Annotated in this window: 10 protein-coding genes; 7 read left to right on the forward strand and 3 right to left on the reverse strand. The window is 58.6% G+C overall.

What is annotated here, in order from left to right; translation table 11 throughout:
* The first annotated feature begins 53 nt into the window (after window positions 1–53).
* Entirely contained in the window at window positions 54–1,457 is a 1,404-nt protein-coding gene (locus ACWUI2_RS08550; protein ID WP_486982435.1) for a sulfatase family protein, read from the forward strand.
* A 402-nt stretch (window positions 1,458–1,859) separates the two neighbouring features.
* Here ACWUI2_RS08550 and ACWUI2_RS08555 read toward each other — a convergent pair whose 3' ends face one another.
* The 3 genes from ACWUI2_RS08555 to ACWUI2_RS08565 form a co-directional block, all read right to left on the reverse strand.
* Window positions 1,860–3,890: a response regulator gene (locus ACWUI2_RS08555; protein ID WP_486982436.1), complete on the reverse strand. Its 2,031-nt coding sequence runs from the start codon at window positions 3,888–3,890 to the stop codon at window positions 1,860–1,862.
* A gap of 150 nt (window positions 3,891–4,040) precedes the next feature.
* Complete coding sequence (locus ACWUI2_RS08560; protein WP_486982437.1) at window positions 4,041–4,430, reverse strand: response regulator; 390 nt, start codon at window positions 4,428–4,430, stop codon at window positions 4,041–4,043.
* A gap of 131 nt (window positions 4,431–4,561) precedes the next feature.
* On the reverse strand, window positions 4,562–5,080 hold the full coding sequence (locus tag ACWUI2_RS08565) for an ATP-binding protein (protein WP_486982438.1): 519 nt from the start codon (window positions 5,078–5,080) through the stop codon (window positions 4,562–4,564).
* A gap of 524 nt (window positions 5,081–5,604) precedes the next feature.
* Here ACWUI2_RS08565 and ACWUI2_RS08570 point away from each other — a divergent pair.
* The 6 genes from ACWUI2_RS08570 to ACWUI2_RS08595 all read left to right on the forward strand — a co-directional run bounded on the left by ACWUI2_RS08570 (window position 5,605) and on the right by ACWUI2_RS08595 (window position 18,458).
* Window positions 5,605–7,086: a glycosyl hydrolase family 32 gene (locus ACWUI2_RS08570; RefSeq protein ID WP_486982439.1), complete on the forward strand. Its 1,482-nt coding sequence runs from the start codon at window positions 5,605–5,607 to the stop codon at window positions 7,084–7,086.
* A gap of 117 nt (window positions 7,087–7,203) precedes the next feature.
* Complete coding sequence (locus ACWUI2_RS08575; RefSeq protein WP_486982440.1) at window positions 7,204–8,460, forward strand: substrate-binding domain-containing protein; 1,257 nt, start codon at window positions 7,204–7,206, stop codon at window positions 8,458–8,460.
* A 185-nt stretch (window positions 8,461–8,645) separates the two neighbouring features.
* Window positions 8,646–12,047: an exo-alpha-sialidase gene (locus ACWUI2_RS08580; protein ID WP_486982441.1), complete on the forward strand. Its 3,402-nt coding sequence runs from the start codon at window positions 8,646–8,648 to the stop codon at window positions 12,045–12,047.
* A 5-nt stretch (window positions 12,048–12,052) separates the two neighbouring features.
* Window positions 12,053–13,888 (forward strand): sodium:solute symporter family transporter, encoded by a 1,836-nt coding sequence (locus ACWUI2_RS08585; RefSeq protein ID WP_486982442.1) that lies wholly within the window; start codon window positions 12,053–12,055, stop codon window positions 13,886–13,888.
* Complete coding sequence (locus ACWUI2_RS08590) at window positions 13,885–14,976, forward strand: hydroxyacid dehydrogenase (protein WP_486982443.1); 1,092 nt, start codon at window positions 13,885–13,887, stop codon at window positions 14,974–14,976. Before ACWUI2_RS08585 ends, ACWUI2_RS08590 begins: the two co-directional genes overlap by 4 nt.
* Window positions 14,973–18,458, forward strand: coding sequence for a heparinase (locus ACWUI2_RS08595; RefSeq protein WP_486982444.1), 3,486 nt, complete (start codon window positions 14,973–14,975; stop codon window positions 18,456–18,458). Before ACWUI2_RS08590 ends, ACWUI2_RS08595 begins: the two co-directional genes overlap by 4 nt.
* Window positions 18,459–18,460 lie beyond the last annotated feature (2 nt).

Genomic DNA, 18,460 nt, shown 5'->3' on the forward strand with positions numbered 1-18,460 from the left:
TTGAAATCACGTACGATACATACCGATACCACCAGTCGCAAGACGGCCATAGGATGAACCGATATCCCAACATTTTGATCATCAACGTCGATCAACAACGCTACGATTCGCTCGGGTTTACCGGCAATCCGATCGTTCAGACGCCCCATCTCGACCGGTTGGCGGCGCAGGGAATGCGATTCGATTCGGCTTACACCCCTTTGCCGGTCTGTTGTCCGGCCCGGCAGACGTTTTTGTCCGGCGTCATGCCCGAAGTGCATGAAGGATTGTGGAATTTCGGTCCCGGCGGTTCGCTTCCGGTCGGCGTCCTTTCACCCGAACATCCAATCTGGGTGCGGCAGTTGCGCGCCGCCGGCTATCGGACCGCCTACCTTGGGAAGTGGCATGTCCATCCAGAACTCGATCCGACCGCGTTCGGATTCGAAAGCTTCGAGGATCCTCCGAATGACAATTTTACAACTCCCCACAAGGAGACGAAGTATCCCGTTCCGACCCATCCTTGGCCCGAGTTCCCGGTCGGCGCCTACGAAACCTTGCCGGTGGACGAATGTCACACCCATGTGTTGGCCGCCCTTTGTAGGAAAAAAATAGATACCTTAAACGGCGGAGACGAACCGTGGCATATCCGGCTCGATTTCTCCGAGCCGCATTTACCTTGCGTTCCAGCGGAGCCGTTTGCCTCCATGTATCCACCGGAGTCTATTCCCCCATGGCCAAACTTCGAGGACGATCTTGAAGGCAAGCCGTTCATTCAACGGCAGCAACTGCGCAATTGGGGGATCGAGCATTGGACCTGGAGGGAATGGTCGATCTATCTGTCCGGTTATTACGGCATCATCACGCAAGTCGACGATGCGATCGGGAGAGTCATCCGGCATCTCGAGGAAAAGGGCCTGACCGAAGACACCCTCATCATTTATACCACCGATCATGGCGATGCCGCCGGGAGCCACCGGATGATGGACAAGCATTACGTGATGTATGAAGAAGAAGTCCGCGTGCCGATGGTGATCCGCTGGGACGGCATGATCCGGTCCGGGGCGGCCTGCCAGGATTTCGTCAGCCATTACCTGGATCTCCCGGTAACGATCCTCGATCTGGTCGGGCTTCCCGCGCCGGATTGTTATCAAGGCCGCAGTTTTCTTCCGCAGTTGCGGAGTCAGTCGGCTCGCGACCCTTGGCAATACGCCTTCAGTACTTACAACGGCCAACAGTTCGGACTTTATTGCCAGCGGATGATCCGGGACCGAAAGTACAAATACGTCTGGAACGCCACCGATATCGACGAATGCTACGACCTGGAAACCGACCCGTTTGAAATGAGAAACCTGGCCGCCAACCCGGCCAACGAAGCACTCTGTCGCCGTTATCGGCAAAAAGTTTGGGAGATCTTTTCCGAACTGAAGGACCCACTGGTTTGCGGCCCTTGGATAAGCCGTTGGCTCCGCGGGCCATGAAGAATCCTCCTTTGCGGCTTCTCAGGGAAAGATGAATGTTCCAAGCGACACCAACTCTTTCCGGGCGAAATCATAGTCCGACAAAGCTGGCGTTGTCGGTCGGTTTCGGGGAGGCCTATCTGGTTGACCGGCGAACGGTGAGATGGTGGATCTGAACCGATGGCCCCGAGCCCGGAAGAAATCCCCCGGGAAAATGTCACTCACGGTGACAACCGCGGGCGTCGTTTCCGCCCAAAGAAAAGGCGGGTCGCCTACCCCTAAACGACCCGCCAGCTGCTTTCTTAGTTACCCCAAAACCCCGCTATGCGGGGAAAAGTTGATTATGGGACTCATAGTAGGAGAGTCTTCCGGAACTTGCAAGGATTTTCGGTCGCCGGGGAGGCGGTCTTCCGTCCGGTTCCCTTACGTCGCTTCGGCGAGGTCGAGGACGGTGGCGATCACTTCTCGAGCGTCTCCGCTCTTGCAGAGGAAAGCGGATGCCCCAGCGAGGCGCATCGCGTCGACCAAGGCGGCGTCGTTGTGGAAGGAGAGGGCGATTACGGTGGTCTCCGGCCAGCGGCTCTTGATCTGCCGGGTGGCTTCGAGGCCGTTCATCCGGGGCATGTTGATATCCATTAGGACGATCCGGGGGCGGTATTTCTCCACCGCCTGCAGCGCCTCGAGTCCGTCGGAGGCCTCCCCCACGATGCGAATCCGTTCCTCTCCTTCAAGGATTGAGGCGATTCCCTGCCGGACCAGATGGTGGTCGTCCACCAGGAGGACCGGCACCGAAGGATGCGACGGCGGACTTCCTGAGGAAATGCCCGGTCCGTTCTCCCTGGGAAGCGGCGTTTTCCCCGGAGCGGCTTCCGCCGGGACTTCGAGGCGGACCCGGGTGCCACGGCCTTTGCCGGATTCCACGGTCATCGCTCCCCCCAGGGCTCCCAATCGTTCCCGGATGCTGAAGAGTCCGAACCCCCGGGCCGCTCCGCCGGAAATCTCCTCTGGATCGAATCCGCCGCCCCGGTCCTCCACCTCCACCGCCAACGTTCCGTCGGATTCGGAAACCGAGACCGCCGCCCGGCCGATCCCGGCGTATTTCACCACGTTCAAAAGGAGTTCGCGGACGCAGTCGAACAGGAGCGCCTTCGTTTCGTCCGTCGCTTCGGATAGCTCTTCCCCGCCTTCGACGGCCACTTCGAGTCCGTGGCGTTCGCGCACCCGGTCGGCCAGCCAGCGCAGGCCGGGGACCAAACCCCCTTCGAAGAGGGCGGGGGGCTTCAAATCCTGGGTCAGGTTCCGGGTGGAAGCGATGGCTTCGTCGATCCAGGAGGTTGCCAGCCGGACCGCTTCGGCCCGTTCCTCCTCCGGTTGTTTGCCTGCCCGTTCGAGCTGCATCCGGATCGCGATCAGCAGTTGCTGGAGGTCGTCGTGCAAGAGGGTGGCCAGGCGTCTGCGTTCCCGCTGTTCGGCCGAAATGAGTTCCGCGGCGAGACCGCGCAGCCGGACGGTGTTCTCTTCCAGGGCGGCGGTCCGTTCGGTTACCCGTTTTTCCAAAGAACCACTTAATTCCCGGAGCCGGCGTTCGCTTTCGCGCAAGCTCTCCTCCGCCCGCCTGGCCTCGGTGATGTCCCGGAAGGTCCAGACCCAGCCGTAATGGACCCCGCCCTTGCAGATCCGGGCTCCGTAGCGGTCGAACACCCGGCCGTCGGCCATCGCCAACTCCCCGCGGACCGGCGGGTGGAAGGAGTCGCCGTAGATCCGGCCGACGCCGGCCAAAAAACCGGTCGGGTCGGCCGTTTGCCCGGCGGCCCGTTCCAAGGCGGCTTCGTCCAACCCGGTCCGGAGGACCTCCGGTGGGAGGTTCCACATTTCGGCGAAGCGTTCGTTGAAAAACAGCATCCTTCCTTCGCGGGAAACGATCAGGACGCCGTCGGGCACGCTCTCCACCAGGGCCTCCAGCAAGGCGTTCTGTCTGCGCAGGGTGTCGGCGGCGGGTCCCGCGGCGGACGGGGCGTCGTTGGCGGCCGAGTTCGAGCCGCCCGCCTTCTGCATCTCCCCGGAGGAAATCGGGGGCAAGGGAATCGCCTGGATCAGGATTCCCGGGGTCTCGTCCGCCCCCTCGGCGGGCGGGATCGGCCAAAAGTTCCAGATCAGGCCTCCTGCGTTTCCGTCGGCGGGAATCACGCACCGCTGCGGTTCCCCGGTCTGCGCCGTGCGCTCCAGGGGAGATTGACATTCGTCGATCTCGGGAAAACTTCCCGCGAAGCGCCGCCCGATCAATTTGCTCCTGGCGGTTCCCATCTGGCGGCAGAAGGCGGCGTTTGCTCGGGTCAAAACGAACCTTCTTCCTTGGACCAATGCCAAAGGCATCGGGGCCGCCTCCAAAAGCGGTTCCCAATCCGGGGCGACGGGTGGTGAAAGGCCGGGGTCGCTTGGAGGTTCGGGTTTCACGGCGGGCGGGTTTGAAAAATTATCTGGTCCGATCCATCGCGGCGCGGGACACAATCGTGCATCTGGAAAAAGGTTAGTCGGATTTTAAGATAAAACGATGAAGCGGAGGACGCAATCACCAGGGAAGCTTGCGCGGGCGAATTTGCGCGGCTACGGCGGGCCGGCTTTTCCGACCGCTTCGCGGAGGGCGGCGGAGAGGGTGGGCGCGGTGAACGGTTTCGGCAGGAAGACCTCGCAATCGGCCAGATGGTCTTCGCCCGCGAGAGCGTCGCCGCGGTATCCGCTCATCAGGATCACGGCCAGGCGGGGATCGGCTTTCCTGGCGCGTCTGGCCAGTTCCCGTCCGGAGAGGGGGCCGGGCATGATCAGATCGGTGATCAGGACGTCGAAGCGGCGGTCGGATTCCTCCCATATCCTCCAGCCTTGGGCGGCATTGGCGGCCCGGATCACCTCGTAACCGAAACGGGCGAGCATCAACGACATCATCGTCGCCACCGCCTCGTCGTCTTCGACCAGCAATATCGTTTCGAGGTTTTCCACTGCGAAGTCCGGGTCCCCCGAACCGGGAGGACGGGCGGCGGGACGCTTTTTAAAAAAAATGTCAAAACGGAGAATAGCGGATCCGCTTTCCGTTAGGCAATAGGGACTTCCCCCCACCTGGCGAAACTCCGCTAGGCGGAACACGCGGAGTCCGGGGCGGGCCGCTTTCCATCCTTTGTCCCGGGGGGAGGGCTTTCGGCCATGGCCTGATCGAGCGGAAGGACCAGTTCGACGCGGGTTCCCCGTCCCCGCCGGGAATCGATCCGGACCTCTCCGCCCAGGGGCAGAAGTTGTTCGCGAATGTGGCGGATTCCGGAGCCGTCGCCGACGGAGCCGCCATCGGGATCCTCGATCCCTTTACCTTGGTCTTCGACCGTCACCCGCAGCCGTCCGCCATGGGCGTCCAGACCGGCGACTCGGGAGGCTGGGCGCTCCAACCGGGTGCTCCGGACCAAGCCCGGCCTTCGTTTGCCCGGCGCTTCCGAACCCGCGGCCAATAACGGGACCACCGTCCATGTCGTCGCCGATGGATCCCGGGGGACCGGATTCCGCCGGTGTTTGATTTGGAAGGTATCCACCGATAGGAGAACTTCCGTGGGTCCGTTCCAGTTCCAGCGTTTCCACCCCCGTCCGGGAGGGGCCGGAATCATGCTTTGCGGCTTGTCAGGGTTCGTTAGCTGGAACATAGACTAAATGTTTGAAACGAAAGCAACTCCTCCCCGGTGCCCCGGATACGCCGGCATCTCCCCCCAAAGGAAAAAGGGCCGGGTTGCGTCAAATGGAAGCGATTGCGGAACTTTCCCGCCCGGTCTGTCGGATAGTGGGGTAACCGACGTTCATCCGAAGGCCATATGTTGCTATAACATGAAAACGGCGTTGTTGCCAGTTTCGATTACATTCTATGGTTTTGCTTATGGAGAATTTCAGTCGCCGGCAATTTGTTAAGAGAGGGATGGCCGCTGCTGCCGGATTGGCAGTCAGCATGGCAGGGGGCGGGGCCTCAGTTTTACGATCCCCTCGTGTCACCGTAGAAGGTGGTGTTCGCGGGCCGCGGGTTCAAGCCGGCGAAACACTACCGAACGGGATCCGTATTCCGGAGAGTTGGCCGCCGGTTGACATCGATCCCCGGTCCCGGGATCCGATGCCCGTTCCGTATCTGGGAAATCGACCCGAGGTGGTTCCTATCGATGTTGGCCGCCAACTGTTTGTTGACGATTTTCTCGTGGAGGAGACCAGCTTGCGGCGTGAATATCACCAGGCTCGTAAATTCGAAGGAAATCCGGTCTTGCATCCGGAGACCGACTTGGAAAAGCAGCGCGGGCTGGCGGTCGCTGCTCCCAAAGGAGGAGGCGTTTGGTGGGATCCTAAGGACCGTATCTTCAAAATGTGGTATGAAGCTGGATGGCTCGGCACCATGGCATATGCTACCAGTGGGGACGGGATTCACTGGGAGCGCCCTTCAATGCCGGTCCATCCTGAAACCAACGGCCTCTTGTTCAGTCTTCGACCTGATTCGACCACCGTTTTTCTCGATCACGACACGGATAATCCTGCGGAGCGGTTCAAAATGTTTCTGCGTGGTCCCGGGGGAGCGGTTTCTCCTGGATTTAGCATGGTTTCTCCCGACGGTATCGAGTGGAGCGCTCCAGTGGCAACGGGGGAATTAGGGGATCGCAGTACCATGTTTTATAATCCTTTCCGCCGAAAATGGGTTTATAGCGTCCGATCCAGCGGACGCTTGGGGGTCCCGGGGGGGCGGGCCCGTTTTTACCGCGAACATGATGACTTCCTGAAGGGAGCGAAGTGGACCGACGAGGATTTAGTATTTTGGACGAAGGCCGACCGGCTCGATCCCGTTGATCCGGAAATTGGAGATGGGGCGCAACTGTATAACCTGGACGCTGTGGCTTATGAGAGCTTGATGCTTGGCTTTTACCAGATTCATCGGGGGCCTCACAATCGAGTTTGCATGGCGGAGGGGGCTCCGAAGATCACTGAATTGAATCTCGCTTATAGCCGGGATGGATTTCATTGGGATCGTCCCGACCGAACCACCTTTATCGAAGCCACTCGTAAACCGGGCGACTGGGACCGTGGCTATGTGCAGTCCGTTGGTGGGGTCTGTCTTGTGATGGGGGATGAACTCTGGTTTTATTATTCGGGATTCAGTGGCGACTCTTCGAATACTCATCCCGATTGGATGCTAAACGGGATGTATTCCAACGGCGGCACTGGAATCGCCAAACTGCGTCGGGATGGATTCGCATCCATGAACGCCGGGCATGGAGGCGGAGTCCTGACAACCAGGCCGGTGGTGTTCGACGGAAGTCGTTTGTTTGTCAACGTCGCATGTTCCGACGGGAAACTCCAAGTCGAAGTCTTGGACGTTGAAGGAAATGTAATTTCTCCGTTTTACTTGGAGAATAGTGAACGGATTTCCGTCGATTCCACTCGGGTAATGGCAGGATGGCGCGGAGTCGCTGACTTGGCGGAGCTGCGGGGGCGTCCCGTCCGGTTCCGTTTTTCTCTGGAGAATGGGCGGCTTTATTCCTTTTGGGTTGCTCCTGATTCCGCCGGGGCAAGTCGTGGATACGTCGCGGCTGGAGGGCCGGGTTTCAATGGATCCCGCGATATGGAAGGAAGTCGAGCGGGTTAGGTGGAAAAAGAGGTGTCGAAACCTCCGGGGTTATATCTTGCGTTTTGAGTAGGGCTTTGGTGAAGTCGGTCCGGCATTAAGAAGGCCTCAAGGACCAACCTGACTCATTCCCCGTAAATGAAGCCTCAATTACCAGAGCGGTTAGCGAGAGCCTTGCTTGCTGAGATGGCGAGTGGGAATTACTTGCCAAGCGAGAAATTCATCTCGCATCGGGAGATTATGCGCAAATGGCAGGTTTCGACGCCGACGGCGGCGAAGGCGCTTCGGGCGCTCGTCCAGCGCCAAGTCGTTGAGGTGCGTGATCGGAGCGGGCATTATCTGACGGCCGATTTTCGAGAGCGCGCCCTCGTAAGTTTGAATCGATCGGGTAGGGAAGCATCCGGTTTTCTTCCCTCGCGGGCGGGCTGGCAGGCAAAGGTTTCGACTTCGATTCGGAATACTTCGGATATTCGTCGTATTGCGGTTGTTGTGGTCCTGTCCGAAGAGGAGCGTTCCGGGAAAGCCGAGGATCGGGTTGCCGGCGTCTCGGATTTTGCCACCTGCCATACGGCTCGGGGTATTTTTAATGCCGCGAAAAGGTTGGGAGTGGCCGTCGATTACTTCGTCGATCACGGCTCGGGCGAGGAGGAAGTTGAAGAGTCGATCGTTAAACAAATAATCCACTCCAACGCTCAAGGTGCGATCATCATTCGGCGAATCTTTTCGGCGAAAGTCGGCGACCTGGCCACGAGGTTGCTTTCAAAATGGATGCCGGTGGTCGCGGTGTATGATGATTGCGAATTCACCCGGATGGTCTCTGTCAACTTCAACAATGTTGGCATCGGACACACGGCCGCATCCGAGTTTATCGGCAAGGGGCATCGGCGGATCGGGGTGCTCCTTCGTCCCAGCCATCACGGATCCTATTTCTGGGACCGTCTACGGGGATGCGAGTTGGCCGCTGCAGAACACGGCGGTTGCGCAGTTGTCCCGGTTTATGTGGATGAAACCGCCGAGGCGTTGGAAAGAGGGCGTGAGGCGATTCGAGAGAGCGGCGTAACGGCCATGCTGGTGGTTGGCGAAGAGTTGCTCGCGGCGATCAAACCCTTCTTTGACCGAGCCGGGGTTTTGATTCCCCAGGATTTGTCGGTGATGATCTGTTCATCCACGCCGGTAGTCAGTGGATATTCGCAGCCGTTCGACTTGTTTCGGTTGGACTTCGAGGAAATGGGTGGTCGTTCGTTTGAAGCGTTGCTTGATTTCTATCGGGGCGAAACCCCGTTCAAAGCCATTCTGGTGGATCCCGCGGTGGAGGTCCATGGAAGTGTGATTCAAGCGAAGGGAAGTTCGGTGGTCGGAAAAGGAAAACGGCGGATTTCCTCCGCAAGGCAGTAAGCGACATGCCATCCTGGTTCTGCCGCTTGCGACGAAGCAACTGTGCGGCGGCTCCAGGCAAAAGCGTTACAGTTTTGTCCCGGTTGGCGGGTGGCGTCCTTGACTCGGGATGCCGGTTCAGGTCCGATTAGAGGCAAGCCGGAGCCAAAAGGGCGCGGCCTTTTTAGCGCCATTTATTTCCGGAAATGAAGTTTTCAGTCGTCATATTTGTTGTATTGGCCGCGGTGATATCCTGCCGGGGAAATTCTTTCAGGCAGCCGGAATTAGTCGCGTATTTCCCGTTCGCGGAAGGAGAGGGATTTCTAATGGACCGATCGGGACAAGGATTTGACCTTGAGGTTGCGTCGGGAGATTCGCCACCTCTCAGCGTTTTGGGCGGAGTTTCGGAGGGGGCGATTTATTTCGACGGAAATCAGGGAGTGGTCGGAGGAGAGGTCCTTTTCCCCGAAGGTTCGTTCACCGTTTCGATCTGGCTGAAGCCGGACGCACCCGTCGGAAGACAGAGCCTGATCCGGTCACAAAGCGGGCGGGGCTACAGCATGGAAATCGACGCCGACGGGGAATGCAGTTTTTACATCATGCACGAAGGCGGGCATCGCCGGATCCGGCCCTTTGCGAAACTTCCGGGCGATGAATGGACCCACCTGGCATTGACGTTCGAGGCCGTCGGCCTGCCGGATGAGATTGGGAATGTGAAGGGCACCGCCACCTTATTCACGAATGGGTGCCTTCCGAGGATCGTTGAAAACGTGAATTACAATCCCGTCGGAGCGGGCCAGTTGCATCTCGGAAACCGCGGGAGCGGAACCTATCGGGGGAAGGTCGCGGAGTTGGCGGTTTTCAGCGGGGCACTCAATCAATATGAGATCGGGGCATTGGTTACGGGGATGCGAACGCCGTTGAACGTTTCCGGATATGTTCCCGAGGTGATCCGGACCCCGCCGGACCCTTGCCAATTGGAACGCCCTCGGATCATCACGGTGCCCGGGGCCGCGTATGCCGCGGATACTCGGATGTTCCAAGGCGCTCCGAGCATCGAGGTGGCTCCGAATGGTCGGCTTTGGGCGGCGTGGTATGGAGGTGGTTTCGGAGAAGGAGAGGAAAACTATGTCCTCTTGAAGACTTCTTCCGATGGAGGAGGGATCTGGTCGGAATTGAAGGTCGTCGTCGATCCACCCCACCGGGCCTCCGACCCCGGGCTTTGGCATGACCCCGATGGTGTTCTGTGGTTCTTCTGGAATGAGTATCCGAATGGGCTGCGGGGAACTGACAGCCGGATGTGGGCCATCACCACCGATGAATCGCACCGGGAAGACCCGGCTTGGAGTGAACCCCGCCTGGTCTGGCGGGAACTGAATAATTTCAACAAGCCGACTGTCCTGTCGAATGGCGCGTGGCTTTGGCCGACGGGATCCTGGAACTCGGCTTTCCCTTCCCGGCCCCTTTTGTCATTCGATGATGGTGACACGTTTCATCACGGTGGATCGATTGAAGTTCCGGGCCGTGACGTCAACGAATATAACGTCGTCGAACTTCGGGATGGGAGACTGTGGCTGTTGCATCGGACCCGGGACGGAATGGTCGAGGCGTTTTCCAGCGACGGCGGCATGAGCTGGAGCGAGTTCCGCGAATCTGCCATCCAGCATACCCGCTCCCGTCATTTTCTTTCGCGGTTGAGCTCCGGGAATCTATTGCTGGTCAAGCATGGGGCGCTCGGGGGGGATGCCGGAAGGTCCCGGTTGATGGCCTTCGTTTCAACCGACGATGGCGGCAGTTGGTCGGAGGGGCTGATTTTGGATGAGCGTGATGGAGTTTCGTATCCGGACGCGGTGGAAGCCGTCGACGGCACCATCCTCATCATTTACGATCGGGGTCGGCAAAAAGAGAAGGAAATCTTGCTGAGTCGTATCAACGAGGCGGATCTGTTGGCGGGCGAACTGGTTTCGAGCGGTTCGGAGTTAAGAATCCTCGTCGATAAAGCGACCGGCGTGAATACGGCGATCTTCGAAGAATTGTATAATGGAATTGTTCTGGAGCGGAACCCCCGAAGTCGAACGAACATGATGGCCTATGGTTTTGATCCGCTGCCGGTGCCGTATTTGGAGGAGAAACCGCCGGTCATTCCGATCGACATCGGCCGGCAATTGTTTGTGGACGACTTTTTGATCGAAGAGACGAATCTGGTCCGGACCTTTCACAAACCCGAAAAATATGTCGGCAATCCGGTGCTTTATCCGGAAACGGAACTCGAGCGGACCAACTTCGATTCAGAAGATATTCCGGGAGCGGCGCCCAAAAGTGGCGGGGTTTGGTGGGATCCCCAGGACGGACTCTTCAAGATGTGGTATGAGGCCGGTTGGCTGGGGAATTTGGCGTATGCGACCAGCCTGGACGGCATTCAATGGGAGCGGCCCGTCCTGGATATTGTTCCGGGGACGAACGCGCTTTTGCCGGAGATCCGGCCCGATTCAAGTATTGTTTGGCTCGACCATGACGCCGCGAATCCCGACGAACGTTTCAAGTTATTCGTCCGGCCCTACAGCAGGGAAAAGAACGCATTCATTTCGACCTCCTCCGACGGAATCTATTGGAAGGAGCCGGTGAAGACCGGGGGGATGGGAGACCGGTCGACCATCTTTTTCAATCCCTTCCGGCAAAAATGGGTTTACAGCTTGCGGGCCGGCCGCGGGGAGATGGGGCGGGCGCGGAATTACAGCGAGCATTCGGACTTGTTCGAAGGAGCCTCGCTTCCCGAGCAAGTGCGTTGGCTTCGGGCGGATCGGCTCGATCTTCCCGATCCGGAAATTGGGGACACCCCTCAATTGTATAACTTCGACGCTGTGGCCTACGAAAGTTTGATGATCGGGTTTCACCAGATCCATCTCGGACCCCACAACCGCGAGGCGGAGAAAACCGGCGTGCCGAAGATCACGGAGTTGATGCTCTCCTTTAGCCGCGATGGATTTCATTGGGACCGTCCGAACCGCGAGGCGTTTATCCCGGCCTCCCGGAGGCCGGGGGATTGGGAGCGGGCTTATATTCAATCGGTCGGCGGGATTTGCACAGTCGTCGGCGACGAACTCTGGTTTTACTATATTGGATACAGTGGAAACCAGGACCCCGATTTGAGGAGCCGGAACCGGTTTTATTACAATGGGGCCACTGGAGTCGCGAAGTTGCGGCGCGACGGTTTTGCGTCCATGGGTGCGGGTGGGGAGGTTGGAGAACTGACGACCCGATTGGTTAGATTTTCGGAGGGCCGGCATTTGTTTGTGAATGCCAAGATTCCGCAGGGGGCGCTAACCGTAGAAGTCCTCGACGAGCACGGCCGTCCGATCGAAGGGTTCACCCTGGAGGAGGCCGTGCCTGTGACCGGCGACGGAACGAAGATGAAGGTCGAGTGGAGGAGTGGCGAAGATTTGTCGGAGTTCCAAGGAAGGCCGGTGCGCTTCCGGTTTCGTTTGAATGATGGCGGATTTTACGCTTTTTGGGTTAGCCCCGATTCATCCGGGGCGAGTCATGGATACGTCGGTGCCGGTGGGCCCGGCTTCAAGTCCAACATCGATACCACCGGGGGAAGTTTTTGACCGCCATGGATGAGCCGAACAGGATAGTGGAAGCGGTGGTCATTGGAGTGTATCTCGTTTTTCTCCTCGGGATCGGCCTCGCATTCCGGCGTTTCAATTCCAACATCAGCGATTTCTTCCGGAACGGATGCCGGGGAACCTGGTGGCTCGTCGGATCAAGCGCTTTTATGGCCGGGATCAGCGCCTATACGTTTACCGGTGCCTCGGGTGTTGCCTACAATGCGGGCTGGAGCGTGGCGGTGATCTACATTGGCAATGCCCTTGGTTTTTTGGCGGCTTTCTTCGTGTTCGCCCCGTGGTTCAGGCAGCTTCGTGCGATAACCGGACCGGAGGTGATCCGGATGCGTTACGGTGTCTTTACCCAGCAATTTTACGCCGGATTCGGGGTGTTGACCTCCCTTCTCGGTGGAGGGCTTCAGCTATGGGCGATGGCGATCTTCACCTCCGCGATCTTCGGTTTCGAGGTTTGGCATGTCATCGTGGTGGTGGGAGCGGTCGTTATCCTTTATTCCACGGTCGGCGGCAGTTGGGCGGTGATGGCGACGGATTTCGTGCAGAGTTTGATCATGATGCCGTTGACCGTATTGATCACCGTCCTTTGCCTGGTGAAAGTCGGCGGGATTTCGGGCTTTTTGGGGGCGATCGAGGGAGCCGGGTTGCAGTCGGAATTCAGCATGATCAATTCCGCGGGGGATTTTCCGTTGGCGCAATTCACCTTCGCCTGGGCGGCGGCGATGATCATCAGTCAGGCCGGTTTGAGTAACACCATCGTTTCCGCGCAACGGTATTTTTCGGTCAAAGACGGGAAGGAAGCCCGAAAGGCAGCCTTCCTAGCTTTTGCTATGATGAGCATCGGGTCGATTTTTTGGTTTATCCCGCCGATGGTTTCGAGACTGATGTTTGAAGCCGAAGTGATGACGATGGGGGCGCAACTGAACGATCCGTCGGAAGCGGCCTTTGCCGTGGCGAGTCTCATGGTTTTGCCGGTGGGCCTTACGGGCCTGATCGTGGTGGCGATGTTTTCGGCGACAATGAGTTCGATCGACAGCGGGGTGAATCGAAACGCTGCTATCTTTGTGCGGGATGTCTATCCGGCGCTGTGCAGGGCTTTGGGAAGAACCCCGCGTGATGAGCGGGGGCAGCTCGTGCTCGGGCGCGTCTTCTCCCTGATCTTCGGATTTATCATCATACTCACCGCGGTTTATTTTTCGGCAATTGGAGGTCGGGGAATGTTTGAAGTGATGTTGAACGTCGTGGCGATGCTCGGCGTCCCTCTGGCGGTCCCGATGCTGGCGGGACTCTTTGTGAGGAGAGTGCCGGGTTGGGCGGCGATCTTCTCGGCGGTGTGCGGATTGTTGCCGTCGGTCCTCGCAGCGATCTTCGATCTCTCGTGGAACTTCCAGACGAAAGTTTTTGTCAACATCGGGGTCGGGGGCGCGGCGTTTCTCCTGTCGGGGTTGTTCTGGGCGGGCACCTCCGAGCGGTATCGGAGCCAAGTTGCAGGATTCTTCGAGAAAATGTATCACCCGGTAAATTTCGAAGAGGAAATCGGAGGAGCGAATGATCTGCGCCAGCTTCGGTTGATCGGGGCGTTCACATCGGCGATCGGCGGGTTTATATTCCTATTGTTGATTCTGCCAAACGGTTGGCAAGGGCGGTTTAGCATCATCTGCCTGGCCGGCATTCTTCTTCTAATCGGTGGGATCATGTGTTCCTTGGGCAGACACGCCTCAGGAGAAGACCGGGACAATAAGGTAGAAGAGGAATTGCTCCGGGCTAGCCCGGAGACTGGTCTCAAAAGAACGAATATACGGATCAGGACAAAGCAGGATAATTTATGAGCAGTTCATCTAACCAACCGCAGATCGATTTTCTTCAGGGCCGTCCGGGGAACGACGCTCCGACCGGTGAGGAGAGGCCCCGTCAGCGCACCGTGGCCTGGTGTCTTACGAAGAAAGAATATACGTTATTCTTTGGGCATATCGGCGGTCCGATTTCCCTGGGACACGATGAGGTGTCTTGGTTTATTCCTCCGGAATTGCCTTTCGATGAATGGAGGTCCCGGCTGATGGACTGCCAGCCGGAGGTTATTGTCGGGGCGTGGGGGATGCCCCAGATTAGCGATGAGATCGTGGCCGACTGTCCATCTCTGAAATATTTTTGCTATGTTTGTGGATCGGTGCGCAACAAGATTGGGCGCGGCTTTATCGAAGACGGAGGCCGGGTGACGAACTGGGGGGAGGTGGCCGCCGTCTCGGTGGCCGAATGTGCATTGATGCTTGTTTTGTCCTCGTTGCGCGGAATGACCCGCCACACATTGGAGATGCATGTAGAGAGAAAGTGGGAGGGTGCCCAGAAATGGTCGAGCAAGAGTTTGTCGGGGCGTTCGGTCGGTATCCATGGATTCGGGGCGGTGGCACGTCAGCTGCAGCGCATTCTCGCTCCCTTCGATTGCAAGTTGGAGTTTTATTCGACCGGTGTGCCGAAGGCGGTTTTCGAGGAACGGAACGCCGTTCGGGCCGACGATTTGGAATCGCTCTTTGCCCGCAACGACGTTGTGATCGAAGCCGAAGCATGGACGCCGGTGACCGAGCATTCTGTCACCCGGGGAATCCTCCTCGGTTTGCAGCCGGGCGCAACCTTCATCAACGTCGGAAGGGGGGCGGTCGTCGCTCCCGGAGCGATTGAGGAACTCGCCTGCCGCGGGGACGTCGCGATCGGCTTGGATGTGTTTGAGCCGGAGCCATTATGCTCGAACAGCATCCTTCGGGGGCTCCGTCACGTCACCCTCCTTCCGCATACCGCCGGGCCCACCACCGATAGGTATCCGAATTGTGGGGATTTCGCTTTGGCGAATTTGGATAATTATTTCCAGGGCCGAAGACTGGAAGCCGGAATCACGCCGGAAATCTATGACCGGATCTCATGAACGGCGAAGGTATGAAAGGAATTGGGATCGGCGGGATTCTGTTACTGATGACGATGAACTGCGGATCCGGTTTCGGTGCGACGGCCTCCCGCGATGTCGTGCCGGTTCGTAATCTGTTATACACGCCGGAAGAGATCGTTCAAGTTCGGGAAACGGCGAGGACAGATCCGGCGGCTGGAGAGTTGGCCGGCCAGTTCATCCGGGAAGCGGATAAATGGGTCGGGCGGAGTTGGGATGAAGTGGTCGCTCTCTTTCCGGCTCCGGATGCGGTCTTTGCGTATGGATTCGCTGGGGATCCCAAGGTCGACAAGCCGTGGTCTTGGTGGGGGCGGGATGGGGAGACGTCGATCGATCGCCCGTTTGTGGTCGAGTCGCCCCATACCGGAGACATCTACGGCGACCAGGGGCCGGGGGAGAGATATTACGACGATGGCCGCGGATGGATTCGGCCCGAGGATGGCAAAGTTTTCTACTTCAAGGGCGTCTGGAACGCTCATGTCATCCGGGTGCTGCACGAGGCGGTCGATAATCTGGCGATCGCCTACATGTTGACGGGCCGGGACGCCTACGCGGAGCGGGCATTGCTGATTCTCGATCGAATGGCGACGATGCGATCGGTGCGGCCGGAGCAGGACGGGCCGATCGATTGGCCGCATCCGGTGCCTCCCGGATATGGGTTCTTTTTATACGCCGGGAATGTGGCGAACAGCCGGATGATGGCGTCCGCGATGGCGTTTGATTTGGTAGGCAGGCACGAGACCGCGGCGGGTCGATCGGCTGGAAACCGGGAATTGACGGTCTTTGAGAATATCGAACAACACTATTTTTCCGTATTTGAAAAATGGTATGTCGATCGCCGGAACAGCTTCCAGAATCATGCTATTTCGGCGTTTGCCAGTCTGTTGACGCAAGCCGTTCTTTTCGGATACCCCGAGGAGATCGAGTGCGGCATCGAAGCTGCGTTCGGCCTCATCGACAACACGATCGACCGCGATGGCGAGTATTACGAGCTGAGCTCCACCTACGCGTATTTGGGCCGGATTTACGGGAGCCGTCTCCTGACCCCGCTCAAGAACTATCGTCCGGAGAATTATGGGGCTCCGGAGAAGTTTCCCGATCCTGAGAAGTATTCCAATCGATTGAAGTTCGGGGATGACCGGGCCTGGTTCAATACGGTGGTCGCCTCCCTTTACCGGCTAACAACACTCTACCGACAATCTCAGTATGGGGACGCGCCCGCCGACCGGTTTACGCCGGAAGTGACGGAGACCACCCGGCCGGAGGATCCCACTCGGTCCTTGTTGTGGCGGCAGAGGGTGATCTATTTGAAAGAGTTTTACCATTCCACTGGGAATCCCGAGTGGCGAAGACTGTGTCGACGGCTTTATTGGGACATACCGGAATCTGTCCGGAACAGTCCCCGGTATCTGCGCGAGGGGATTCTCGAATTCGGTCCGAGCCAATGGGGGAGCCTTCCCGCGCCCGACATGAGTCGGGAGGAAATCCCGGCGGACCTTCGTGAGAATGAATCGATCGTGACGGGGCAGAAGCGTCTGGCTATTCTCCGGAGCGGAGACGGGTTGGACCAGAGGGCCCTCTTTATTCGTGGCGGGGCGGCGGCGTCGCACACCCACAACGATCAGATGGCGCTCTCCTTGTACTCCCACGGGATGTCGTTGACAGGTGAATACGGATATAAATTAGCCGGCACGCCGGATCATCGTGGCTGGGGTGTTCAGTCGGTGGCCCACAAGATGGTTGTGGTCGATGAAAACTTGCCGGAACCGATTCCCGGGAACGCGGTTCCGCCCGCCCAACATACGCCGCCGGCACGGATCGATGGGTATGTCCCGTATGGACCGGCCCAGTTGATCGAGATGGCGAATCCGGAGCAATGGCCGGACGTTAAACTCGAGGATTATCGACGTCAGACCTGGATTGTGGATCTCTTGGCGGGGCAGGGATATTTTGTCGATCTCTTCTGGGTCGATGGCGGTCGTAGGCACGATTACGTTTGGAACGTTCCCTTCGTCGATAATCCGGACGTCGAAGCGCTTCGATTGGAAAACGTTTCGCCGGACCGGATCGAAGGTGTATGGACGCTGGCAGCACTTGGGAATCCCGATCAGGTCGAGGCGAGTTTCAATCAGCCGGGCAAGAGTTGGGGGGAGCGGCTCGAAGTCGGATCCGGGACGATCCGCAACGTCGGGATTCCGGGGGAGGAATTGGCGTCCCATAATTGGAACCCGGACCCGGGAAACGGATACGGTTTTATTTGGGATGTCCGGGCCGCCCGCAGCGGATCGGATTGGCATGCCGAGTGGCTGCTGCACGACCAGAAGCACCGCAAGAAAGTGACGATGTTGAATCCGGACGGTCATACGGTTATAACGGGCAAGACGCCGACCCAGACCGCCGGACGCTCCCAGGATGTGGTGATTGCCCGTCGGCAGGAGGCCGATCAAGCGGAAGATGAGCTTCTTCGGAGCCGCTTTGTCACGGTCAGTCAAGTCTCCACGGAAGATGTCTGGCCGATTTCGCAGGTCCGTTTGATGGATGGGCTGGATTCCGGTGACGTGGGTCTGGTGATCCGCCATGCGGGAGGCGGGCGGGATGCGATTTTCGCGGGACGATCGGAAGAATCCTCGCTGAGAACCCCGGAAGGCGAACTGCGCGGCAAGCGGGGTTTCATCCGATGGGATTCCGAGGGGACGGTAATCGGTTTGATGCTGAGCGAAGGAACCCGCCTGGAAACCGACGGGATCGTTTTGGAGTTATCCCGGCCGGCCTGGGAGGCGGAAGTGAAAGCCGTTTCTCCCCGGACTGTCCTGATCAACGCAGACCTGCCCCCGGCTGCGATGTTGCGCGGGCAAGGGGTGGTGTTCGAGTCGCCAGAAGACGCGGTGCTTCCATATTCCAGCAATGAATTTTTCACGATTGAGGCGACCGAGACGGTCGAGGGAGGAACCTTGTTGGAATTTGATCGGCAAACCGTATCCGCAGGGAGGTTACAAGTGGAAGAGGTGAGGCGGGGCAATACCTTGAAGGCCTTTTGGCCAAATGAAATTTCGGCGGTGCCGGCTCGGGCCGAAAACGGAAGTCGGGTGTTCGAAGGCCGATTGGTCATCGCTGAGGCGGATCAAACGCCGATTGGGTGGATCACGTCGTATGTGGCGAAGGACAGGTTGATTCTCGACCGGATCGAGGGAGTGAAGGCAAACGAGCACTACCTGATCCTGGCGACCCAACCGGGGGACCGGGCGCGGATTCCCGGATTGGGCCTCGTGCAGAAGGTCGGGGCAGGAGAATGGACGGTGCGGGCCAACGTGGACACGCGGGTTAAGATCGCCGCTGCGCCGCGGTTGGCAATAATCGGGGAGGATGGGAGCGAAGTCGAACTTCTAGTCGATCGCGAAGGGTTTGCGCGTCTGCCGATCGCGATGCTGTCCGGCGGTGAAGTTCGTCTGAGAAAACTGCCTTGAGG

The sequence above is a fragment of the Verruconatronum alginivorum genome (assembly GCF_056590205.1).